This is a genomic window from Pantoea sp. KPR_PJ, from assembly GCF_041386365.1.
In the GTDB taxonomy this organism is placed as follows: domain Bacteria; phylum Pseudomonadota; class Gammaproteobacteria; order Enterobacterales; family Enterobacteriaceae; genus Pantoea.
In genome coordinates, this window is record NZ_JABMIK010000002.1 from 343,880 (window position 1) to 366,858 (window position 22,979).

Below are 22,979 nucleotides of genomic sequence, written 5' to 3' on the forward strand. Positions count from 1 at the left end.
GCTCAGGCGCGGTGCGCGCTGCCGGATTGGTGAATGATTGCTGAACAATTATCCTCACTGGATAAACCGCAGAACCGTTTATTGAGCGCCCTGACAGCAGGGGGGCTCGCCTTTCTGCTGACGCTTTTTTGTCTGGAACTGATTGTCGTCAGCGGGCGCATTTCTCCGCTCTGGTTCGCGACGGCACTGATGACGATAATCGTGTTTCGCGCGCCCTCTCGCCGCGCTCCGCTACTGCTGCTGAGCTGCTTCGCCGGCACCGCGCTGGCCAATGCCCTGGTCATGGGCCCTGAACTGGCAAACCTGATATTCACCCTGATTAATTTGACCCAGGCCCTTGCTGGCGGCGCGCTGCTGCGTCTGCTGCTCAAGCGCGCCATACCGCTCAACTCGCTGCTCGACTGGCTACGCTTTGTGCTGTCCGTCGGCATCATCACCCCACTGCTGGGCGGCCTGCTCGCGCTGTGGGCCTTGCAGATCGGCGACGAGACCAGGCTCTCTTTTTTCTATACCTGGGTCATTTCCGAGGTGATCGGTATGCTGGCGCTTGGCCCGGTGCTGCTGCTTATGCCCTGGCCACTCAGCACGCGAGCCCTGAGCCCGCGCCGCCTGACGGAGTTCGTGTTAACCCTGCTGTTGACCTTTGGCGCTGGCTGGCTGGCGCTGCGTTTTATGCCCTGGCCATTTACCTTTATCGTGGTCATCCTGTTCTGGTGTGCCGTGCGTCTGCCGAAACGTGATGCCTTTTTGCTGTTTCTGCTTAACGCCTGCTTTCTCTCACTGATCATTGCGCTGGGTCTGGTCACGGTAGAGACGCGCAGCGCCTCATCCAGCCACCTCGCTAACTGGCTCCCTTTTTTGCTGGTGCTTATTCCCAGCCATGTAATGGCGCTGGTCATGGACGCGTTTCAGCGCGAGAAACACCATATCAGCGAGAGCGAAACCCGTTTCCGCCACGCGATGGAGTATTCGGCCATCGGTATGGCGCTGGTGTCACCGGAAGGCGTCTGGCTGCAGGTTAATAACTCACTCAGTCAGACGCTGGGGTTTCCCGCCCCGGAACTAAAAAAGCTCAGATTCCAGCAAATCACGCATCCCGACGATCTGGAAAATGACCTGCTCCACGCTGACAAACTGCTGCGCGGCGAGATTGACGCCTACACCATCGAAAAGCGCTACTTCCGTAAAAGCGGTGAAATTGTCTGGGCGCGCCTGACCGTTTCCCTGGTACGAGACAGTAACGGGTGTCCGCTCTACTTTATTGCACAAATTATCGATATCTCTGAGCTGAAGCAGAGCGAGCAGGTCAACCGCCATCTGATGGAGCGCATTACGCTGGCAAATGAAGCGGGTGAAATCGGCGTCTATGAGTGGAACCTGATGAATAATGAAATGGTGTGGGATCGCCGGATGTATGCGCTGTTTGGCCTTTCCGCGCACGAGCAGCCCAGCCGCGAACTGTGGCGCACGCTGATACATCCGGCCGATCGCGATCGGCTCGATCAGGCGTTGCTGAAGTCAACTGAAAATGCTGGCGTGTTCGATATAGAGTATCGCATTCTGCACGCCGACGGCCTGCGGACGCTGCGAACCCAGGCGCGTCGTTTTTTCAGCCCGGACGGGCGTATCGAACGCATGCTGGGTATCTGTCAGGATGTAACCCCGCTGCGTAATCTGACCGACGCGCTTTTTCAGGAAAAAGAACGCATGGCGATTACGCTCGATTCCATTGGTGAAGCAGTGATCAGCACCGACAGCGATATGCGCGTCACCTTTATGAACCCGGTTGCCGAGCAGATGAGCGGCTGGCAGCAGGAAACCGCAGCGGGCAAGCCGTTAAATGAATTGCTGCACATCACCCACGGTCGCCACGGCGAGCCGGTTGAGAATCTGCTGCTGTGTCAGTTGCCCACCGAGAAAACCACGCCAAATCTCGATGATGAACTGGTGCTGCACACGGCAGACGGGCGCGTAGTGGAGATTCACTACAGCATTACCCCGCTGCGCACCCTGGGCGGCGAAGAGATTGGTGCAGTGATGGTGATTCAGGACGTTAGTGAATCGCGCAAAATGATCAAGCGCCTTAGCTATAGCGCTCTGCATGATGCCCTGACGCGTCTGCCAAACCGCGCCAGTTTTGAGCGACAGCTTCAGGGATTATTGAGTGATGCAGTCAGGCGTCAGCAGCAGCACGTACTCGTCTTTATCGATCTGGACAAGTTCAAAGCGGTAAACGACAGTGCCGGTCACGCCGCTGGCGACGCGCTACTGCGCGAACTGGCTGACCTGATGCAGCATTATCTGCGCGGCACCGATTTTCTCGCCCGGTTGGGTGGCGACGAGTTCGCCCTGCTGATGCCGGACTGCCCGATGTCGCTTGCGTGCGACATTGTCGAGCGTCTTGTCGAGGCGGTTAATCACCACGCCTTTGGCTGGCAGGGCCATTTCTATCGGGTAGGCGCCAGCGCCGGGCTGACGCAGATCACCGCAGAGAATAATGTGGCGGCCGAGCTGCTTTCACAGGCCGATATGGCCTGCTACCACGCAAAAAACGCCGGCCGTGGCAGGCTGTCCGTTTACCCGCCGCAGACACGCTGAGCCGCTTGCCAGCCCCGGCAAGCTGCGCTAAAGTCGCCCCTTTTTTTGCGGGAGGGGCAGCAGATGTTCATTGGTTTTGATTACGGTACGGCGAACTGTTCTATAGCAGTGTGCGAAAACGGCGCGCCGCGCCTGCTGACGCTGGAGAAGGGTCAGCGCCTTTTACCATCAATGATTGCCGCACCCACGCGTGAAGCCGTCAGTGAATGGCTTTACCGCCATCACCAGGTCGAGACGCCGGACGCGGAAACCACGGCGCTGTTGCAGCGCGCGCTGCGTTTCAACCGCGAAGAGGATATCGACGTCTCAGCCAGTAGCGTGCAGTTCGGCCTGGCGGCGCTGCAGCACTATATGGTGGATCCGGAAGAAACCTGGTTTGTTAAGTCGCCTAAATCCTTTCTCGGCGCCAGCGGGCTGAAACCGCAACAGATCGCGCTGTTTGAAGATCTGGTCTGCGCCATGATGCGTCATATCCGCGAACAGGGTGAAGCGCAGCTTAATGACACCCTTGACCAGGCCGTCATCGGCCGTCCGATTAACTTCCAGGGACTCGGCGGCAACGATGCCAATGCGCAGGCAGAAGGCATTCTGCTGCGCGCGGCGAAGCGCGCAGGTTTCCGTGACGTAGAGTTTCAGTTTGAACCGGTTGCGGCGGGGCTCGAGTTCGAGGCCACGCTGCAGAAAGAGACACGCGTGCTGGTGGTCGATATCGGCGGGGGAACAACCGACTGCTCAATGCTGCTGATGGGGCCGGAGTGGCGTAAGCTGTCGGACCGCCGCCAGAGCCTGCTGGGCCACAGCGGCTGTCGCGTCGGCGGGAACGACCTTGATATTATGCTGGCGTTTAAAACGCTGATGCCGCTGCTCGGGCTGGGCGGCAAAACGCAGAAAGGCACCGCTTTACCCGCCCTGCCCTGGTGGAATGCGGTCGCAATCAATGACGTCCCGGCGCAGAGCGACTTCTACTCCGCCGCCTGCGGCAAACTGCTGCGCGATCTGGTGCGCGAAGCTGAACAGGGTGACGTGGTATCGCATTTGCTGAAGGTGTGGCAGCAGAAGCTGGGCTATCGACTGGTGCGCGCGGCAGAAGAGAGCAAAATCGCGCTCTCCGAATGCGCCTCTTTTGACGCCAGCCTGGATTTCATCGCGCCGCAGCTGCATAACCGCATCAGCGTTAGCATGCTGGAGGAGGCGATCAATCAGCCGCTGGAACGCATTCTGGAACAGGTGCACCTGGCGCTTGCCAGCTGTGACGCCAGACCAGAGGTGATCTATCTGACCGGCGGCAGCGCGCGGTCGCCGGTACTGCGTGCGGCGCTGCAGCAGGCGCTACCGGAGACGCCAGTGGCCAGCGGCGATGATTTCGGCTCGGTAACAGCCGGTCTGGCGCGCTGGGCAGAGGTGATGTTCCGCTAAAAAAAAGGCGTCCCTCATCTGAGGGGCGCCTTTTTATACCTGAGTGCTGCCGCTGTTTACTGCACCGGGGGTCACCCCTGACGCGGCAGCGTGGCTTTTTGTCTTATTCGCGTTACCCCCGCTCTGCCCTCTGCGGGGGCTTACGCTCGCCGATCAAAAGTTGATATTGGCGCTGATGCCTCCCACAAATGCATCTTTTACTTCGCTCACTGCACCCGGCGCGACGATATATTGCACATTCGGACGCACCTGGAGCCATTTCGCCAGCTTGACGTTGTAGTAAAGCTCGTAGTTATATTCTGAGCCATCCTGAATCGGCAGATAGGTCGGGCTGCTAAAGTCCGTTTCGCCGTTAGCCGCATTCTGCTGGCGCTGCGAGCGCGTAAAGTCGCTGTTGACGTGAATACGCGCGGCGGCAATACCGATTTCATCTTCAGGACGCGCATCAAATGGCCCTGCCCAGGTAAAGGCAATGGACTGGTAGTTGTCGGTTTTCGAGGTCTTGTGATCGTTCATAACGGCCTGAACCGAGACGCCGATACCGCGGCTTGCGTCGCCGCCCTGCGCGGTCAGCTGCTGCTGCAACAGGACATAGCCGCCATAGGCGTGCGCTTTATCCTGGTAGCCGCCGTCGCGCCAGCTGCCATAGACGTTGCCATTGGCCGAGGAGTAGTAGTAGCCGATGCGATAGTTACCCGGTAGCTTGTCCGGACCCAGCGTCGGTTTCCAGCCCAGTTCAACCGGCACCATATTCCCCTCGGAGTTGCTGGTATCCAGGCGGAAGCCGTCCCCGCGATCGTAGTTGGCGCGGTTCTGGTTGTAGAAACCGACCTGGAAGAAAACCTCAGGGGTGAAATTGACCTTCACGCGACCGCCCCACTGCGAAACCGGCCAGTTAAACCAGCGGTCGCCGCGCCAGTTGCCTGCCTGACCACTGCCGAATGCCAGGTTCTGGAACTTACTGTCGAAGTTATCGAAGTCTTCACCAACGGTGACGCGACCCGCCTTCAGGTTAACCACGTCATCAAACAGTCCTTTGCTCAGCCAGAACTGTGTCAGACGCCAGGTTTGTCCGCGGCCATAGACCTCCTGCACCGAAGACAACATCCCAGTGCGTGGATCGGCCACCTGATCGGAGATATTGCGGCCGTTACGATCGGTGATAGTCATCTGGAACTGGGTATCCTGCCAGTCGAGCAGTTTTTCCAGATCGAGGTTAAGGCCAAACGCCCACTGATCGCTGTAGCGCATTGACGTGTTGGTATCCGCGCCGCCGCCGAGGTTAGACGCGCTTTCCATGGTGTAGTTGACGTCAAACTTGACGCCGTCATTTTCCAGCTGCGTTCGCGAGCCGCCCCAGTCGCCAAACATATAGGGCGAATCGGCGCTGAACGCCTCTGCGGCCACAGCAGAGGCACTCAACATAGCAAACATCAGGGAGCCGGCCGCGACACGGCGCAGCGGGAAGCGTTGCACTGCTTTTTCACTGTTCATAATCATTCTTCTTATCTGGATTGGGGTTATGCCACGCAGAGCATAGTGCTGTGAAATATTCAAGTTTTGTAAATATGTGCGTATAGAAAGGCGTTAAGACAGTTTCTTCAAACAATTGTGAAGGGGATCGCTGAACGTAAACGCCAGAATGAAAAACGCATATTCTGGCATGCAAAATATTAACGAGACGTCTACGCGCCTCGTTTTAATGTTACTGGCTGGCCTGTGCCAGGGTTTCAATCTCCTGCGACGTCAACCGCAATCGCATTGCACCTGTCAGATCGTCCAGCTGCGCCAGCGACGTGGCGCTGACTATCGGAGCCGTGATACTCGGCCGTGCGATCTGCCACGCCAGCGCAACCTGGGTCGGCGTCACGCTATGGGCGTGGCTGATCTCGTCCAGCGCGGCAAGGATGTTCAGCCCACGTGGGTTGAGATATTTCTCCACCACACCTTGCCCGCGCGCACTTTTATTCGCATCGGCCGCGCTGCGGTATTTGCCGCTTAAAAAGCCGCTCGCCAGCGAGTAGTAGTTGATGACGCCCAGCCCATGCGCTGTTGCCACCGCCTCCAGTGCTGATTCATACCCCTCGCGATCGTAGAGATTGTACTCAGGTTGCAGGGTGGCGTAGCGCGCCAGCCCGTTCTCCGCGCTAACCGCCAGTGCCTCCTGCAGGCGCGGTGCGCTGTAGTTTGATGCGCCAATGGCGCGCACCTTGCCTTCTCTGATCAGGGAATCAAACGCGGCAAGGGTCTCCGCCAGCGGTGTCTCTTCATCATCGCGATGCGCCTGATAGAGATCGATATAGTCGGTTTGCAGTCGGCGCAGCGAATCCTCGACCGCCTGACGGATATACTGTGGTTTCAGGCCGGTTTTTTCCGGCGACAGCTCCATGCCCACCTTAGTGGCCAGCACAATGCGATCGCGCTTGCCGCTCTTCTTCAGCCAGTTGCCGATAATGGTCTCCGACTCGCCGCCTTTATTGCCCGGTGCCCAGCGCGAGTAAACATCGGCGGTGTCAATAAACCATAATCCTTTCTCGACCAGCGCATCCAGCAAGGAAAACGACTGCTCCTGATCCAGCGTCCAGCCAAATACGTTGCCGCCAAACGTCAGCAACGGCACCTGCATTCCCGTATCGCCGAGCTGACGGGTTTCAACCTGACTCATCATTATCTCCTTTAATCGCTAAAGACCTGTCAAACAGCATAGCAAACGCCAGGCGCCCCCTTTATGCGGCATTCTGCGATAAGTTTGCTCTGAAAGGGATACTTACCTGGCGCTGACAGTTATCCTTAATTCCTTCAACTTTTACCCGCATTGCGGGTCTACACTCTGCTGTTTGCAGGCTAACGCGTTTCAGCCTGCCTTTTGGGGATTTCGCTACTGCTGGAGAGCAACCGATAACATGAACCAACTTTCCTTACTGAAAAAAAGCCTGACTGCGCTGGTGGTGGTGGCTGCCGCCGCAGGCGCTTACTTCTGGTGGCAGCATAAGGCCCAGCCTGACACTCCTCCTCAGGCCAGCGCCCGGCAGCATCCCGGTAAAGGCGCAGGTGAAGGCCACACGCTGGCCCCGGTCCAGGCGGCAACGGCCGTCAGCCAGAGCGTGCCCCATTTTCTGAGTGGGCTCGGTACCGTGACGGCCGCCAACACCGTCACGGTACGCAGCCGCGTCGATGGCGAGCTGATGGCGATTCACTTTCAGGAAGGCCAGCAGGTCAAGGCTGGGCAGCTGCTGGCGGAAATTGATGCGCGTCCTTACCAAGTAGCGTTAACCCAGGCACAGGGACAGCTGGCAAAAGATCAGGCCACGCTGGCTAATGCGCGCCGCGACCTGGCACGCTATGAGAAGCTGGCAAAAACCTCGCTGGTGTCGCAGCAGGAGCTCGATACCCAGCGTTCGCTGGTCAGCGAAACCCAGGGCACCATTAAGGCGGACGAAGGCAGCGTGGCCAGCGCCCAGCTCAATCTCACCTACAGCCGCATCACCTCGCCGATTGACGGACGCGTGGGCCTGAAACAGGTGGATAAAGGCAACTATATTACCAGCGGTGACACCAATGGACTGGTGGTTATCACCCAGACGCATCCTGTCGACGTGCTGTTTAGCCTGGCGGAAAACAACCTGCCAGAAATCATGCAGGCGCAAAAAAGTGGCCAGCCGCTGTTGGTCGAAGCCTGGGATCGCAGTAACCAGACGCTGCTGACGCAGGGCACGCTGCTCAGCATTGATAACCAAATCGACGCCACCACCGGCACCATCAAAATGAAAGCGCGCTTTGATAACCAGGATGACAAACTTTTCCCCAATCAGTTTGTGAATGCGCGACTGAAGGTCAATACCCTGCAGGATGCGATTGTTATTCCTGTCGCCGCCTTGCAGATGGGCAATGAGGGGCACTTCGTCTGGGTAGTAAACAGCGATAACAAAGTCAGCAAAAAAAGCGTTACCGCAGGTCTGCAGGACAGCCATCAGGTGGTCATTACCGCAGGACTGAGTGCAGGCGAACGCGTAGTGACCGATGGTCTGGATCGCCTGACCGAAGGCGCCCAGGTTGAGGTCGTAGCAGCGCAGAGCACCGAACTGAAAAGCGGCGCTGACGCGCAGCCAGCGAAAGGAGCACGCGAGTAATGCAGGTGATGCCTCCCGACGCCAGCGGTGGACCGTCACGTCAGTTTATTCTGCGTCCGGTCGCCACCACGCTGTTAATGATTGCTATTTTGCTGGCGGGTATTCTCGGCTACCGCTTTTTGCCGGTTTCCGCGCTGCCGGAGGTGGACTACCCCACCATTCAGGTCGTTACCCTCTATCCCGGTGCCAGCCCGGATGTTACTACCTCCTCCATTACCGCACCGCTGGAGCGTCAGTTCGGACAGATGTCTGGCCTGAAGCAGATGGCGTCACAGAGCGCGGGCGGGGCATCGGTGATCACCCTGCAGTTTCAGCTAACGCTGCCGCTCGACGTTGCCGAGCAGGAAGTGCAGGCCGCCATCAACTCGGCCACTAACCTGCTGCCGAACGATCTGCCCAATCCGCCGGTTTATAACAAAGTTAACCCGGCCGATCCGCCGATTATGACGCTGGCGGTCACCACTAACAGCATGCCGCTGACGCAGGTGCAGGATATGGTGGAGACGCGCATCGCGCAGAAGATCTCCCAGGTTTCCGGCGTGGGCCTGGTCACCCTCTCGGGCGGTCAGCGTCCGGCGGTGCGCGTCAAGATGAATGCGCAGGCGCTGGCGTCGTTGGGCCTGACCAGCGAGCAGGTACGCACCGCCATCAGCGACGCTAACGTCAACTCGGCAAAAGGGAGCCTGGACGGGCCAGAGCGTGCGATTACCCTCTCCGCCAATGACCAGATGAAATCGGCCGAGGATTATCGCCAGCTGATTGTCAGCTATAACAACGGCGCACCGGTGAGACTGGGCGATGTCGCCACGATTGAACAGGGTGCAGAAAACCGCTGGCTGGGTGCCTGGGCCAATCGCCAGGCCGCGATTGTGCTCAATGTGCAGCGCCAGCCCGGCGCAAATATTATTGCGACCGCTGACAATATCCGCGCCATGCTGCCCTCTCTTACCGCCACGCTGCCAAAATCGGTTAACGTTCAGCTTCTCACCGACCGCACCACCAATATCCGCGCATCGGTCACCGATACCCGGCACGAGCTGATGCTGGCGATCGGCCTGGTAGTAATGATTATTTATCTGTTTCTGCGCAACGTGCCGGCAACGATTATTCCGGCCGTCGCCGTGCCGCTATCGCTGATCGGCACCTTTGCCGTGATGTACTTTCTCGGTTTCTCTATCAACAACCTGACACTGATGGCGCTGACTATCGCCACCGGCTTTGTGGTGGATGATGCGATTGTCGTGATCGAGAACATCACGCGCTATCTGGAGAAAGGGGAAAAGCCACTCACTGCCGCGCTCAAGGGTGCCGGAGAAATTGGCTTCACCATTATCTCCCTCACCTTCTCGCTGATTGCCGTACTGATCCCGCTGCTGTTTATGGGCGACGTGATTGGCCGCCTGTTTCGAGAGTTCGCCGTGACGCTGGCAGTCGCGATATTGATCTCTGCCGTGGTCTCGCTGACGCTGACGCCGATGATGTGCGCGCGCATGCTGAGCGTCGAATCGCTGCGCAAGCAGAACCGCTTTTCCCGCGCCAGCGAGGCGTTTTTTGACCGGATTATTGCGGGCTATGGCCGCTGGCTCAGGCAGGTTCTGGCACATCCCTGGCTGACGCTGTCAGTGGCATGTGGCACGCTGGTGCTCACGGTGCTGCTGTGGATCCTGATCCCTAAAGGCTTTTTTCCACAGCAGGACAATTCCATTATTCAGGGCACACTTCAGGCGCCACAGAGCGCCTCCTATGCCAGTATGGCGGACCGCACGCGCGACGTTGCCTCGCTGATTATGCAAGACCCGGCGGTGCAAAGCATGACCTCCTTTGTGGGCGTCGACGGCACCAATGCCGCGCTGAACAGCGCGCGGCTGCAAATCAATCTCAAACCGCTGGATGAACGTGAAGATCGCATTCCACAAATAGAGCAGCGACTGCAGCAGAAGGTAAGCCAGATCCCCGGCGTAACGCTGTGGCTACAGCCAGTGCAGGATCTTACGATTGATACTCAGGCGGCCCGCACGCCCTATCAGTTCACGCTCCAGTCTGGCTCGCTGGGCGCACTCACCAACTGGGTACCCAAATTGCTGGCGGCGCTGCGCCAGTCGCCAGCGCTGCGCGACATCAGCAGCGACTGGCAGGATCAGGGGCTAGAGGCCTATGTGAATGTTGACCGCGACAGCGCCAGCCGTCTCGGCATCAGCATGGCCGACGTCGATAACGCACTCTATAACGCCTTCGGCCAACGTCTGATTTCCACTATCTATACGCAGGCGAACCAGTACCGCGTGGTGCTGGAGCAGGATAACCGTGCCACGCCAGGTCTTGCCGGTCTGGAGGGCATTCGCCTGACCAGCACCGACGGCGGCATCGTACCGCTGAGCGCGATAGCGAAAATCGAGCAGCGTTACAGTGCGTTAAGCGTGAACCATCTCGATCAGTTCCCCTCGGCAACCTTCTCCTTTAACGTTAACGACGGCTATTCGCTGGAGGATGCGGTCAAGGCCGTCAGCGCAGCGGAAGCGCAGCTGGGTATGCCATCCGAAATGATGACCCGGTTCCAGGGAAGCACGCTGGCGTTTGAGGCGGCGCTGACCAGCACGGTCTGGCTGATCGTAGCGGCCATTGTCGCCATGTATATTGTGCTCGGCGTGCTGTATGAAAGCTTTATTCACCCGATCACCATTCTGTCGACGCTGCCGACCGCAGGCGTGGGCGCGCTACTGGCGCTGATGCTCAGCGGCGGCGAGCTGGATATTGTGGCCATCATCGGCATTATTCTGCTGATTGGTATCGTGAAAAAGAACGCCATCATGATGATCGATTTTGCGCTGGCGGCTGAGCGCGAACAGGGTATGGCACCCTACGACGCCATCTATCAGGCGTGCCTGCTGCGTTTCCGTCCTATCCTGATGACCACGCTGGCGGCACTGCTCGGCGCGCTGCCGCTGATGCTCAGCACCGGCGTTGGCGCCGAGCTGCGCCACCCGCTTGGCATCGCCATGGTGGGTGGGCTTATCCTCAGCCAGGTACTGACGCTGTTCACCACGCCTGTGATCTACCTGCTGTTCGATCGCCTCGGCCGCGCGGCGCGCCGCCGCTTTAGCGGTCGGGAGGCGCAGCAGTGAGGTTCTTTGCGCTGTTTATTCACCGCCCGGTTGCCACCACGCTGCTGACTATTGCCATCGCGCTGGCAGGTGTGCTGGGCTTTCGCCTGCTGCCGGTCGCTCCGCTGCCGCAGGTCGATTTCCCGGTTATCGTTATTTCGGCCTCGCTGCCGGGCGCGTCGCCGGAAACCATGGCGTCGTCGGTTGCGACGCCGCTGGAACGCTCGCTGGGCCGCATTGCGGGCGTCAGCGAGATGACCTCCACCAGTTCCCTTGGCAGCACGCGCATTATTCTGGTGTTCGATTTTGACCGTGACATTAACGGCGCGGCGCGCGACGTGCAGGCGGCGATCAATGCCGCGCAGAGCCTGCTGCCGACCGGGATGCCAGCCCGTCCGACCTACCGCAAGGTCAACCCCTCAGACGCGCCGATTATGATCCTGACGCTGACCTCAGATATCTATAATCCCGGTCAGCTCTACGACTATGCCTCAACTCAGCTGGCGCAGAAGCTGTCGCAAATCGAAGGGGTGGGCGATGTCACGGTTGGTGGCAGTTCGCTGCCAGCGGTACGGGTCGCGCTCAATCCTCAGGCGCTGTTTAATCAGGGCGTGTCGCTGGACGCCGTGCGCGAAGCCATCGCCAATGCCAACCAGCGTCGTCCTCAGGGCGCGCTAGAGGATCGCCAGCAGCGCTGGCAGCTGCGTACCAATGACGAGCTGAAAACCGCCAGCGAATATGCCCCGCTGGTGGTGCATTACAGCAACGGTGCGGCGGTCAGGCTTGGCGATGTCGCCAGCGTGCAGGATTCGGTTGAGGACGTGCGCAATGCCGGGATGGCGGACGGCAAGCCCGCCGTGCTGTTACTGGTACGTAAGACACCGGAAGCCAACGTTATCGACACCGTGGATCGCATTCGTGCTGAAATGCCCGAGCTGCACCAGACCATTCCCGCCGCTATCGATCTGCAGATCACCCAGGACCGCTCTCCAACAATTCGCGCCTCGCTGCACGAGGTTGAGCAGTCGCTGACCATCGCCGTGGTCCTGGTGATCATGGTGGTATTTGTCTTCCTGCGCTCCGGCCGCGCCACGCTGATCCCGGCGGCGGCCGTGCCGGTCTCGCTGATCGGCACGTTCGCCGTGATGTACCTCTGCGGCTTCAGTCTGAATAACCTGTCGCTAATGGCGCTGACTATCGCCACCGGTTTCGTCGTCGATGACGCCATCGTGGTGCTGGAGAATATCGCCCGCCACGTGGAGGCGGGCATGAAGCCGTTGCAGGCTGCGCTGACCGGCGTGCGCGAAGTTGGCTTTACCGTATTGTCGATGAGCCTGTCGCTGATTGCCGTTTTTTTGCCGCTGCTGATGATCGGCGGGTTAATCGGTCGCTTCTTCTCTGAGTTTGCTATCACTCTCTCCGTGGCGATCGCTATCTCGATGGTGGTGTCGCTCACGCTGACGCCCATGATGTGCGCCAGACTGCTGAAGCCGCACCGGGCGCGCAGCCAGCCACGCACTCGCGGCGCTGGCCGTCTGCTACTGGCTATCCAGCAGGGTTACGGCCGCTCGCTGGGCTGGGTACTCAACCACGCCCGCTGGGTACTGCTGCTGCTGTTTGGCACGGTTGCCCTGACGGTCTGGCTGTTTATTCAGGTGCCGAAAACTTTTATGCCCGAGCAGGATACGGGCCGTCTCTCCGGCTTTATCTCTGCCGACCAGAGCATCTCGTTTCAGGCAATACGCCAGAAGCTTCAGGATTTTATGCTGATTGTCAAAGCCGATCCGGCGGTTGAGAGCGTGGTGGGCTTTACCGGCGGCATGCGCACCAACAGCGGGTCCATGTTTATCTCGCTGAAGCCGCTCTCCGAGCGCAGCGAGAGTGCCCAGGCGGTGATTGCCCGGCTGCGCACCAAACTGGCGAAAGAGCCTGGCGCGAACCTCTATCTGAACGCTGTGCAGGATCTGCGCGCGGGTGGCCGTGAATCTAACGCCAGCTACCAGTACTCCCTGCTTTCCGACGATCTCGCCGCGCTGCGTGAATGGGAGCCCAAAATCCGCCAGGCCTTTTCCGCCCTGCCGCAGCTGGCTGACGTCAACTCCGATCAGCAGGATAAGGGCAGCGAGATGGCGCTGATTTACGATCGTGAAAGCATGGCGCGCCTCGGTATCGACGTTTCGCAGGCCAACGCGCTGCTGAATAATGCCTTTGGCCAGCGGCAAATCTCCACTATCTATCAGCCGCTTAATCAGTACAAAGTGGTGATGGAGGTCGATCCGCGCTATACCCAGGACATCAGCGCACTGGACCAGATGTTTGTGATTAACGGCGACGGCAAGGCGATCCCCCTCTCCTGGTTTGCCCGCTGGCAGCCCGCTAACGCACCGCTGTCGGTTAACCATGAGGGACTCTCTGCCGCGTCGACCATCTCGTTTAACCTGCCGCAGGGGGTTTCGCTGTCACAAGCTTCGGCGGCGATCGACCGCACCATGACCGCGATTGGCGTACCCTCCAGCGTACGCGGCAGCTTCGCGGGTACGGCGCAGGTCTTTGAGCAGTCGCAGAGCAGCCAGCTCTGGCTGATGCTGGCCGCCATCGCCGCCGTCTATATCGTGCTGGGCATCCTCTATGAGAGCTATGTCCATCCGCTGACCATCCTCTCAACGCTGCCCTCGGCAGGCGTTGGTGCACTGCTGGCGCTGTCGCTGTTTAATACCCCTTTTAGCCTGATCGCGCTGATCGGTATTTTGCTGCTGATTGGCATCGTGAAAAAGAACGCCATTATGATGGTGGACTTTGCGCTCGATGCGCAGCGCAGCGGCAACCTGAGCGCGCGCGATGCCATTTTCCAGGCCTGTCTGCTGCGTTTTCGCCCCATCCTGATGACCACGCTGGCCGCTTTGTTTGGCGCGCTGCCGCTGGTGATCACCAGCGGTGACGGTGCAGAACTGCGCCAGCCGCTCGGCATCACTATTGCGGGTGGGCTGATTATGAGCCAGCTGCTGACGCTCTATACCACGCCGGTGGTCTATCTATATATGGATAAGCTACGGCGCAAACGCCGCCCTGCCGTCCATTCCGTGGAGAGCTAAGGAGAGAGGACAGATGAACGCCCAAAACGCCACGGTTCGCTGGCAGCTCTGGATTGTTGCTTTCGGCTTCTTTATGCAGACGCTGGACACCACCATCGTTAACACCGCACTGCCCTCAATGGCGCACGACCTGGGCGTCAGCCCGCTGCATATGCACGCGGTGATTGTCTCCTACGTGCTGACGGTGGCGGTCACCCTGCCTCTCAGCGGCTGGCTGGCGGACCGCTTTGGCGTGCGCAATATCTTCTTCAGCGCCATTGTTTTGTTCAGCGTTGGTTCGCTGCTGTGTGCACTCTCCTCAACGCTCGATCAGCTGGTAATGGCGCGCGTGGTGCAGGGCATCGGCGGCGCAATGATGGTGCCGGTTGGCCGTCTGACCGTCATGAAGATTGTGCCGCGCGAGCAGTATATGTCGGCGATGACCTTTGTCACGCTGCCGGGACAGATCGGCCCGCTGGTCGGCCCGGCGCTCGGCGGCGTGCTGGTGGAGTACGCCAGCTGGCACTGGATCTTTCTGATTAATATTCCCGTTGGAATCGTCGGCGCTGTCGCCACGGTGATGCTGATGCCGAACTACTCAATGCAGACGCGCCGCTTCGATTTTCTCGGTTTTCTACTGCTGGCGGCGGGAATGGCGACGCTGACCCTGGCGCTCGACGGCCAGCGCAGCAGTGGCGGCTCTCCGCTGCTGCCCGGCGCAATGATTTTGATCGGTGTCTTTTCACTGCTCTTCTACCTGATGCATGCCCGCCATAACAATAATGCGCTGTTCAGCCTGACGTTGTTTGACAGCCGCATCTACGCTATTGGCCTGCTGGGCAGCTTTTTAGGCCGTATCGGCAGCGGTATGCTGCCCTTTATGACGCCGATTTTTTTACAGGTCGGCATGGGCTTTACCCCTTTTCACGCCGGGCTGATGATGATCCCGATGGTGCTGGGGAATATGGGCATCAAGCGCGTGGTGGTGCGCATCGTTAACCTGTTTGGCTACCGCAATGCGCTGGTCGGCACGACGCTGGGGCTCGCCGCCGTGGTCCTGCTCTTCCCGCTGGTCGCACTGCTGGGCTGGGTCTGGCTGCTGCCGCTGGTGCTGTTGATGCAGGGCATGATCAACGCCCTGCGCTTCTCCTCCATGAATACCCTGACGCTGAAGGATTTGCCGGACGATCTCGCCTCCAGCGGCAACAGCCTGCTGTCGATGATTATGCAGCTGTCGATGAGTATTGGCGTCACAATAGCCGGGCTGCTGCTGGGTGCGTTTGGCCAGGATGCGCTGGGAAACAGTGAGCATACCCACCGCCTGTTTCTTACCGCTTACGCCTGCATGGCGTTGATCATTGCCCTGCCCGCGCTGGTATTCTGGCGCGTTCCCAAAGAGACCAGTCAAAACGTCGATCTGCGACGCCGGAGAAAACCATGAACTCCCCTTTGCGCCTGGGTATCAGCGCCAAACTTTTTTTAGCCATTTTTTCTACCTGCATGCTGGTGCTGATCACCATGCACTGGGGGGTGCGTCTCAGCTTTGAACACGGTTTTGTAGACTATATCAAGCGCGGCAACGAACAGCGGCTCGCTATGCTGGGTGACGCGCTGGCCGACCAGTATGAGCAGCACGGCAACTGGGATTTCCTGCGTCACAACGATCGACTGATCTTCACTATGTTGCGCTCGCTGGAGCAGAATCCCGACAGCAGTAACCAGCTGCCGCCGCACGGCTGGCGCACGCAGTTCTGGGTAATCGACCAGCAGTACAAGGTGCTGGTGGGTCCGCGGGCGCCCGTACCGCAGGAGGGCTCACGACGCAACATCACCACCAGCAACGGCAAAATTGTTGGCTGGGTGGTAGGTTCACCGCCGGAGCGCCTGACGCGCAGCACCGATATTAATTTCGATCATCAGCAAAAACGCACCAGCTGGCTGATTGTCGGCCTGTCCACGCTGCTGGCGGCGCTGGTCACCTGGCTGACGTCGCGCGGTTTGCTGGCACCGGTGAAACGGCTGGTGGCGGGAACACATCATTTGGCGGCGGGTAATTTCGCTACGCGTGTCGAGGTGGGCAGCCATGATGAACTGGGCCAGCTGGCGCATGACTTCAACCGCCTCGCCAGCTCCCTTGAGAAGAACGAAAGTATGCGCCGCGCCTTTATGGCTGATATCTCCCACGAGCTGCGCACGCCGCTGGCGATCCTGCGCGGCGAGCTGGAGGCGATGCAGGATGGCGTGCGCAAGCTGACGCCTGAGGCGATTGGCTCATTGCAGAGCGAAGTCGGCGTGCTCAGCAAGCTGGTGGATGATCTGCACCAGCTGTCGCTCTCCGATGAAGGCGCTCTCGCCTATCGCAAACAGGCGACCGACCTGGTGCAGCTACTGGAGGTGACGGCGGGCAGCTTTAACGAACGCTACCGCAGCCACGGCCTGACGATCGCCCTGCAGATGCCGGATGAAGCGCCCTTTTTTGGCGATCCCGACCGTCTGATGCAGCTGTTCACCAACCTGCTGGAGAACAGCCTGCGCTATACCGATGCGCCAGGCCAGGTTGAGATACGGCTATGGTATGAAGCCCCCTACTGGCAGATGCATTTTGCCGACAGTGCGCCAGGCGTAGACGCCGGTCTGCAGGCGCAGATCTTTGAGCGTTTTTTTCGCACCGAAGGCTCGCGCAACCGCGCCAGTGGCGGCTCAGGTTTAGGGCTGGCGATCTGCAAAAATATTGTCGACGCCCACGGCGGTCACATCGCTGCGGCGCACTCTGATTTAGGTGGACTGAAAATCACGCTACAATTGCGCTATGTTCCCCAGCCGTAACAGACAATGACCCCGGAAAAAAACGCCCCGCTTATTCTGGTAGTGGAAGATGAGCCGAAGCTGGCCCAGCTGATGATCGACTATCTTCAGGCTTCTAACTACCGTACGCACCACATTGCTCACGGCAGCGAGGTGCTTACCTTTGTTCAGCAGACGCCGCCCGACCTGATGTTGCTGGATCTGATGCTGCCCGGCCGTGATGGGCTGACGCTGTGCCGCGAGATACGTCGCTTTTCCGAGCTGCCGATCATCATGGTGACGGCCCGTACCGAAGAGATTGATCGGCTGCTGGGCCTGGAAATTGGCGCAGACGACTATATCTGCAAGCCGTTCAGCCCGCGTGAAGTGGTGGCGCGCGTAAAAACCATTCTGCGCCGCGTCAGGCGGGCACCCGAAGAGACCGAGAACGTTTCGCTGCTGAAAATTGACGAAGCGCGTTTCCAGGCGAGCTGGCGCGACCAGCCGCTGGAGCTGACGCCGGCAGAATTTCGGCTGCTAAAAACCCTGGCGCTGGAGCCGGGAAAGGTCTTCTCACGTGAGCAGCTGCTGAACCATCTTTACGATGACTATCGTGTCGTCACCGACCGCACCATTGACAGCCACATCAAGAATTTGCGGCGCAAGCTGGAAAGCCTGGATGCCGAGCAACCCTTTATCCGCGCCGTCTATGGCATGGGCTATCGCTGGGAGGCGGATCTGTGTCAGTTGATCCAGATCAACTGATTTAGCGCGTTCGCTGCCTACAATTCCGCACCTTTTGCCGGAGCCGTGGCTTCCGCCATAGCTCCGGCACGTGCCGCACCCTGCGACATGCTGACCTGACATCAGTGAGAACACCATGAAACCAGAACTGCTTTCTCCAGCGGGAACGCTGAAGAATATGCGCTACGCCTTCGCCTACGGCGCGGACGCGGTCTATGCCGGCCAGCCCCGCTATAGCCTGCGCGTGCGTAATAACGAATTTACCCACGACAATCTCGCGCGAGGCATTGCCGAAGCGCACGCGCTGGGCAAAAAGTTTTATGTCGTGGTCAATATCGCCCCGCATAACGCCAAGCTGAAAACCTTTATTCGTGACCTGACCCCGGTTATCGAGATGCAGCCGGATGCGCTGATTATGTCCGATCCCGGCCTGATTATGCTGGTGCGCGAAGCGTTTCCGCAGATGCCCATTCATCTCTCCGTGCAGGCCAATGCGGTCAACTGGGCAACGGTTAAATTCTGGCAGCAGATGGGGCTGACGCGCGTGATCCTGTCGCGTGAGCTGTCGCTGGAGGAGATTGCTGAGATCCGTCAGCAGGTGCCGGAGATGGAGATTGAAATCTTTGTGCATGGCGCGCTCTGCATGGCGTACTCAGGCCGCTGCCTGCTGTCGGGCTATATGAACAAGCGCGATCCTAACCAGGGTACCTGCACCAACGCCTGCCGCTGGGAATATAAGGTTGAGGAAGGCCAGCAGGATGAAGCAGGCAATATCGTCGAGGTGCAGCAGGTGACGCCAACGCTGGGATACGGCCAGCCCACCGACAAAGTCTTTCTGCTGGAGGAGAAGATGAAGCCCGGCGAGGTGATGAGCGCCTTTGAGGATGAGCACGGCACCTACATTATGAACTCAAAGGATCTGCGCGCCGTGGCGCACGTAGAGCGGCTGAGCGCCATGGGCGTACATTCGCTGAAAATCGAGGGCCGCACCAAATCTTTTTACTACTGCGCCCGCACCGCGCAGGTCTATCGCCGCGCGATTGATGATGCCGCTGCCGGTAAGCCCTTTGATCCCGAACTGCTGGTCACGCTGGAGGGCCTGGCACATCGCGGCTATACCGAGGGCTTTCTGCGCCGTCACACACACGACAGCTATCAGAACTATGCACAGGGCTATTCGATTTCCGAGCGTCAGCAGTTTGTCGGCGAGTTTACCGGCGAGCGACGCGGTGACTGGGCAGAAGTCGCGGTTAAAAATAAGTTTTTGCCTGGCGACAGCGTAGAAATTATGACGCCTGAAGGGAATATCAACTGCACGCTTGAGGCGATGCAGGATGCGCACGGCGCGGCCATTGAGGTTGCACCGGGTGACGGCCACCGTGTCTGGGTGCCGGTGCCTGCGGATGTTGTCCTGACCTTTGCTCTGCTGCTGCGCAACTTCACCGACGGCAGCACGACGCGCGATCCCCATAGCAAAATTCTCACATCCTGCAAGTAATCGGGGGAAGTTAGAACAGGATCACAGACCGCCGCTGCGTGCTCCTTTATAGTCGCGCCTGCTGCTAACGAGTAAAAATTAATAGCTGTAGTATCAGGAACCACCTCATTCACCCGCCCGGCTCCCCCGTGCGGGTTTTCTTTTTTTGCGCTTTTCTCCCGTGAAATGCCCGCGCTGACTATGCTATAAGCAGAAATCGTCGTAGCTTCTCCAGGAACGGATAATGGAAAAACAACCGCTTACTCTGTTAATTCTTAATGGCAAAGGTGCCGGCAATGAAGATTTACGCGCCGCAATCATGACGCTGCGCGATGAGGGATTGGCTATTGCAGTGCGCGTGACCTGGGAAAAAGGTGACGGTGAACGCTACGTTAATGAGGCGATCGAGCTGGGGGCCGAGACAGTAGTGGCAGGCGGCGGTGATGGCACTATCAACGAAATTGCGACCGCGCTGGCCGCCGTGGCAACAGCGCAGCGGCCGATACTGGGCATTCTTCCCCTTGGCACCGCGAATGATTTCGCCACCAGCGTGGGCATCCCCACCGAGATGGAGCCTGCACTCCGTCTTGCCATTCAGGGCAAGGCGCACATCATCGACCTGGCGCGCGTTAATAAAGATCGCTACTTCATCAATATGGCTACCGGCGGCTTCGGCACGCGCATCACCACGGAAACGCCGGAAAAGCTGAAATCAGCACTGGGCGGGGTCTCCTATTTTATCCACGGCCTGATGCGCATGGATACGCTAAAACCTGACAGCTGCGAAATCACCGGCCCTGATTTTCACTGGCAGGGAGATGCGCTGGCGATTGGCGTGGGCAATGGCCGTCAGGCAGGCGGCGGGCAGCGTCTCTGTCCTGCCGCGTTGATCAACGACGGCCTGCTGGATCTCAGCATTGTCACCGCGCAGGAACTCTTGCCGACGCTGCTGCACTCTTTGACCAGCAACGATGAAAACCCCAATATTGTCACCGCAAAGCTCAAGTCTCTGCACATTGTTTCGCCAAACGAAATGACCTTCAATCTGGATGGTGAGCCGCTTTCAGGCTGCGAGTTTGAGATCGAGGTGATGCCTGACGCGCTGAGCTGTCGACTGCCGCCGCAGTGTGCGTTGTTGGCCTGAGGTAATGCTTCAGGCTGTATGACAGGCGTTTACGCGGGCAAGATGGCCCGCGTTTTAACTTTTATGCAGCCTGTAAAAGCAAATCGGTATTGATTTCCCGCCACAGACCAGGCGCAAAATGCTCTCTGTGATTACCTTCACAACTCTGTCGGCTGAACTTGTATGGTAGTATAAATGCGCGTACTTTTTCAGCATTCACTGCTGATGAAGGGCATAAAAGATGAAAATTGTTAACGCCGAAGTGTTTGTTACCTGCGCAGGCAGAAACTTCGTGACGCTGAAAATCACCACCGATGAAGGGCTTACCGGAGTTGGCGACGCCACGCTTAACGGTCGCGAACTGCCTGTGGCCTCCTACCTAAAAGATCATATCTGCCCGCAGCTGATCGGCCGCGACGCACATCAGATAGAAGATATCTGGCAGTACTTCTACAAAGGCGCGTACTGGCGCCGCGGGCCGGTCACGATGTCGGCAATCTCCGCAGTCGATATGGCGCTTTGGGATATCAAAGGCAAAGCCGCCAGTATGCCGCTCTACCAGCTGCTGGGCGGCGCGTCGCGCACCGGCGTCATGGTTTATTGTCATACCACCGGCCATACCATCGACGAGGTGATAGACGACTACGCGAAGCACAAAGAGATGGGCTTTAAGGCGATCCGCGCCCAGTGCGGCGTGCCGGGCATGAAGACCACTTACGGCATGGCGAAAGGCAAAGGCCTCGCCTATGAGCCGGCAACCAAAGGCAACTGGCCGGAAGAGCAGCTGTGGTCTACCGAAAAATATCTCGACTTTACGCCGAAGCTGTTCGAAGCGATCCGCGACAAGTTTGGCTTCAACGAACATCTGCTGCACGATATGCACCACCGCCTGACGCCGATTGAAGCGGCGCGCTTTGGCAAAAGCGTTGAAGATTACCGCCTGTTCTGGATGGAAGATCCGACGCCTGCGGAAAATCAAGCGTGTTTCCGCCTGATCCGCCAGCATACCGTGACGCCAGTTGCGGTCGGCGAAGTTTTCAACAGCATCTGGGACTGCAAGCAGCTGATTGAAGAGCAGCTAATCGACTATATCCGCACCACCATTACCCACGCGGGTGGCATCACCGGCATGCGTCGCATTGCCGATTTCGCCTCGCTCTATCAGGTCCGCACCGGCTCGCATGGCCCGTCGGATCTCTCACCGGTCTGCATGGCGGCGGCGCTGCACTTTGACCTGTGGGTGCCTAACTTCGGCGTGCAGGAATATATGGGCTTCTCCGAGCAGATGATGGAGCTGTTCGACGCCAGCTGGACGTTCGAAGACGGCTTTATGCACCCGGGCGACAAGCCCGGCCTGGGTATCGAGTTCAACGAGAAGCTGGCGGCGAAATATCCCTATGAGCCCGCCTATCTGCCGGTAGCCCGTCTGGAAGACGGCACGCTGTGGAACTGGTAAGGAGCGCATCATGAAAAGTGTCGTGATTGAACAACCCGGCGAGCTGGTGCTGGCGGAGCGTCCGCTGCCGACGCCCGCAGCGGACGAAGTTCGCGTTAAGGTGAAATACGCCAGCATCTGCGGCTCTGACGTGCATATCTGGCACGGCCATAACCCTTTTGCGAAATATCCGCGCGTCATCGGCCACGAGTTTTTCGGCGTGATTGACGCGGTTGGCGACAATGTCGATGCCAGCCGCATCGGCGAGCGGGTAGCGGTCGATCCCGTGGTGAGCTGCGGTAGCTGTTATCCCTGCTCTGTGGGCCGTCCTAATGTCTGCACCACGCTGAGCGTCATCGGCGTGCACCGCGACGGTGGCTTTAGCGAATTCGCGATTGCGCCGGCCGGTAATGCGTACAGGCTGCCGGCGGCGATCCCGGACAAACTCGCCAGCATGGTAGAGCCTTTCACTATCGCAGCCAATATCACCGCCTTCCTGAAGCCGCAGCCACAGGATGTGGCGCTGATCTATGGCGCCGGACCGATGGGCCTGACGGCAATTCAGGTGCTGAAAGGCGTATTTAAGGTGGCGCAGGTGCTGGTGGTGGATCGTCTGCCGGAACGTCTTGAGCTGGCAAAAGCCAACGGCGCAGATCGGGTATTCAACAACGCCGAGGTGCCGCTGGCAGCTCAGCTGGAAGGCGTGCAGCCGACGCTGATTATCGATGGTGCCTGCCACCCCTCTATTCTGGCAGAAGCGGCGGCGCTCGCCTCGCCCGCCGCCCGTATCGGTCTGCTCGGCTTCTCCGGCGAGCCCTCCAGCATCACCCAGCAAAGCCTGACCAGCAAAGAGCTGTCGCTGTTTACCTCGCGTCTTAACAGCCACCGCTTCCCGCAGGTGATTGAATGGATGGAACAGGGCCTGATCCAGCCGGAAAAACTGGTTACGCACTATTTTTCGCTCGACGAAATCGAACGCGCGATGACGCTGTTCGAAAAAGACCCCCGTACCTGCTGCAAGGTCGTGCTGGCCATGTAGCTGTTGCCCTACCCTCACCGGGGATTCAACCGGCAGCGCGCTGCCGGTGTTATATCACTAT

14 protein-coding genes are annotated in these 22,979 nt (G+C 58.9%); 12 read left to right on the forward strand and 2 right to left on the reverse strand.

Annotated elements, in window-relative coordinates; all coding sequences use genetic code 11:
- Nucleotides 1-33: 33 nt before the first annotated feature.
- Complete coding sequence (locus tag HP564_RS06345; protein ID WP_371241271.1) at nucleotides 34-2,598, forward strand: diguanylate cyclase; 2,565 nt, start codon at nucleotides 34-36, stop codon at nucleotides 2,596-2,598.
- Between the two features lie 63 nt (nucleotides 2,599-2,661).
- Complete coding sequence (yegD, locus tag HP564_RS06350; RefSeq protein ID WP_371241273.1) at nucleotides 2,662-4,014, forward strand: molecular chaperone; 1,353 nt, start codon at nucleotides 2,662-2,664, stop codon at nucleotides 4,012-4,014.
- A gap of 153 nt (nucleotides 4,015-4,167) precedes the next feature.
- On the opposite strand, the gene HP564_RS06355 is transcribed toward yegD, so the two are convergent.
- Nucleotides 4,168-5,514, reverse strand: coding sequence for a carbohydrate porin (locus HP564_RS06355; RefSeq protein WP_371241275.1), 1,347 nt, complete (start codon nucleotides 5,512-5,514; stop codon nucleotides 4,168-4,170).
- 205 nt (nucleotides 5,515-5,719) lie between these two features.
- Nucleotides 5,720-6,679 (reverse strand): aldo/keto reductase, encoded by a 960-nt coding sequence (locus HP564_RS06360; RefSeq protein WP_371241277.1) that lies wholly within the window; start codon nucleotides 6,677-6,679, stop codon nucleotides 5,720-5,722.
- A 238-nt stretch (nucleotides 6,680-6,917) separates the two neighbouring features.
- On the opposite strand from HP564_RS06360, the gene HP564_RS06365 reads away from it, so the two are divergent.
- The 10 genes from HP564_RS06365 to HP564_RS06410 all read left to right on the forward strand — a co-directional run bounded on the left by HP564_RS06365 (nucleotide 6,918) and on the right by HP564_RS06410 (nucleotide 22,918).
- A complete protein-coding gene (locus HP564_RS06365) occupies nucleotides 6,918-8,144 on the forward strand; it encodes an MdtA/MuxA family multidrug efflux RND transporter periplasmic adaptor subunit (RefSeq protein ID WP_371241279.1) in 1,227 nt (408 codons plus the stop codon).
- Complete coding sequence (locus HP564_RS06370) at nucleotides 8,144-11,266, forward strand: MdtB/MuxB family multidrug efflux RND transporter permease subunit (RefSeq protein ID WP_371241281.1); 3,123 nt, start codon at nucleotides 8,144-8,146, stop codon at nucleotides 11,264-11,266. Before HP564_RS06365 ends, HP564_RS06370 begins: the two co-directional genes overlap by 1 nt.
- Nucleotides 11,263-14,337, forward strand: a complete 3,075-nt coding sequence (mdtC, locus tag HP564_RS06375; RefSeq protein ID WP_371241283.1) for a multidrug efflux RND transporter permease subunit MdtC — start codon at nucleotides 11,263-11,265, stop codon at nucleotides 14,335-14,337. The genes HP564_RS06370 and mdtC overlap by 4 nt, the downstream gene beginning before the upstream one ends.
- 13 nt (nucleotides 14,338-14,350) lie before the next feature.
- A complete protein-coding gene (gene mdtD, locus HP564_RS06380) occupies nucleotides 14,351-15,757 on the forward strand; it encodes a multidrug transporter subunit MdtD (protein WP_371241285.1) in 1,407 nt (468 codons plus the stop codon).
- Complete coding sequence (baeS, locus tag HP564_RS06385; RefSeq protein WP_371241287.1) at nucleotides 15,754-17,142, forward strand: two-component system sensor histidine kinase BaeS; 1,389 nt, start codon at nucleotides 15,754-15,756, stop codon at nucleotides 17,140-17,142. Before mdtD ends, baeS begins: the two co-directional genes overlap by 4 nt.
- 6 nt (nucleotides 17,143-17,148) lie before the next feature.
- Complete coding sequence (gene baeR / locus HP564_RS06390) at nucleotides 17,149-17,865, forward strand: two-component system response regulator BaeR (protein WP_371241289.1); 717 nt, start codon at nucleotides 17,149-17,151, stop codon at nucleotides 17,863-17,865.
- Between the two features lie 115 nt (nucleotides 17,866-17,980).
- Complete coding sequence (gene yegQ / locus HP564_RS06395; protein ID WP_371241291.1) at nucleotides 17,981-19,342, forward strand: tRNA 5-hydroxyuridine modification protein YegQ; 1,362 nt, start codon at nucleotides 17,981-17,983, stop codon at nucleotides 19,340-19,342.
- Nucleotides 19,343-19,565: 223 nt separating this feature from the next.
- A complete protein-coding gene (yegS, locus tag HP564_RS06400) occupies nucleotides 19,566-20,465 on the forward strand; it encodes a lipid kinase YegS (RefSeq protein ID WP_371241293.1) in 900 nt (299 codons plus the stop codon).
- Between the two features lie 220 nt (nucleotides 20,466-20,685).
- Nucleotides 20,686-21,900: a D-mannonate dehydratase ManD gene (gene manD, locus HP564_RS06405; RefSeq protein WP_371241295.1), complete on the forward strand. Its 1,215-nt coding sequence runs from the start codon at nucleotides 20,686-20,688 to the stop codon at nucleotides 21,898-21,900.
- 10 nt (nucleotides 21,901-21,910) lie between these two features.
- Nucleotides 21,911-22,918: a Zn-dependent oxidoreductase gene (locus HP564_RS06410; RefSeq protein ID WP_371241297.1), complete on the forward strand. Its 1,008-nt coding sequence runs from the start codon at nucleotides 21,911-21,913 to the stop codon at nucleotides 22,916-22,918.
- The last annotated feature ends 61 nt before the right edge of the window (nucleotides 22,919-22,979 follow it).

Excerpts from the sequence above, each read along its gene's own strand:
- HP564_RS06370 (WP_371241281.1), top strand. The coding sequence starts at position 8,144 with ATGCAGGTGATGCCTCCCGACGCCAGCGGTGGACCGTCACGTCAGTTT.
- baeS (WP_371241287.1), top strand. The coding sequence starts at position 15,754 with ATGAACTCCCCTTTGCGCCTGGGTATCAGCGCCAAACTTTTTTTAGCC.
- HP564_RS06360 (WP_371241277.1), bottom strand. The coding sequence starts at position 6,679 with ATGAGTCAGGTTGAAACCCGTCAGCTCGGCGATACGGGAATGCAGGTG.
- HP564_RS06365 (WP_371241279.1), top strand. The coding sequence starts at position 6,918 with ATGAACCAACTTTCCTTACTGAAAAAAAGCCTGACTGCGCTGGTGGTG.
- HP564_RS06410 (WP_371241297.1), top strand. The coding sequence starts at position 21,911 with ATGAAAAGTGTCGTGATTGAACAACCCGGCGAGCTGGTGCTGGCGGAG.
- manD (WP_371241295.1), top strand. The coding sequence starts at position 20,686 with ATGAAAATTGTTAACGCCGAAGTGTTTGTTACCTGCGCAGGCAGAAAC.
- yegQ (WP_371241291.1), top strand. The coding sequence starts at position 17,981 with ATGAAACCAGAACTGCTTTCTCCAGCGGGAACGCTGAAGAATATGCGC.
- HP564_RS06355 (WP_371241275.1), bottom strand. The coding sequence starts at position 5,514 with ATGATTATGAACAGTGAAAAAGCAGTGCAACGCTTCCCGCTGCGCCGT.
- baeR (WP_371241289.1), top strand. The coding sequence starts at position 17,149 with ATGACCCCGGAAAAAAACGCCCCGCTTATTCTGGTAGTGGAAGATGAG.
- yegS (WP_371241293.1), top strand. The coding sequence starts at position 19,566 with ATGGAAAAACAACCGCTTACTCTGTTAATTCTTAATGGCAAAGGTGCC.
- yegD (WP_371241273.1), top strand. The coding sequence starts at position 2,662 with ATGTTCATTGGTTTTGATTACGGTACGGCGAACTGTTCTATAGCAGTG.
- HP564_RS06345 (WP_371241271.1), top strand. The coding sequence starts at position 34 with ATGATTGCTGAACAATTATCCTCACTGGATAAACCGCAGAACCGTTTA.
- mdtD (WP_371241285.1), top strand. The coding sequence starts at position 14,351 with ATGAACGCCCAAAACGCCACGGTTCGCTGGCAGCTCTGGATTGTTGCT.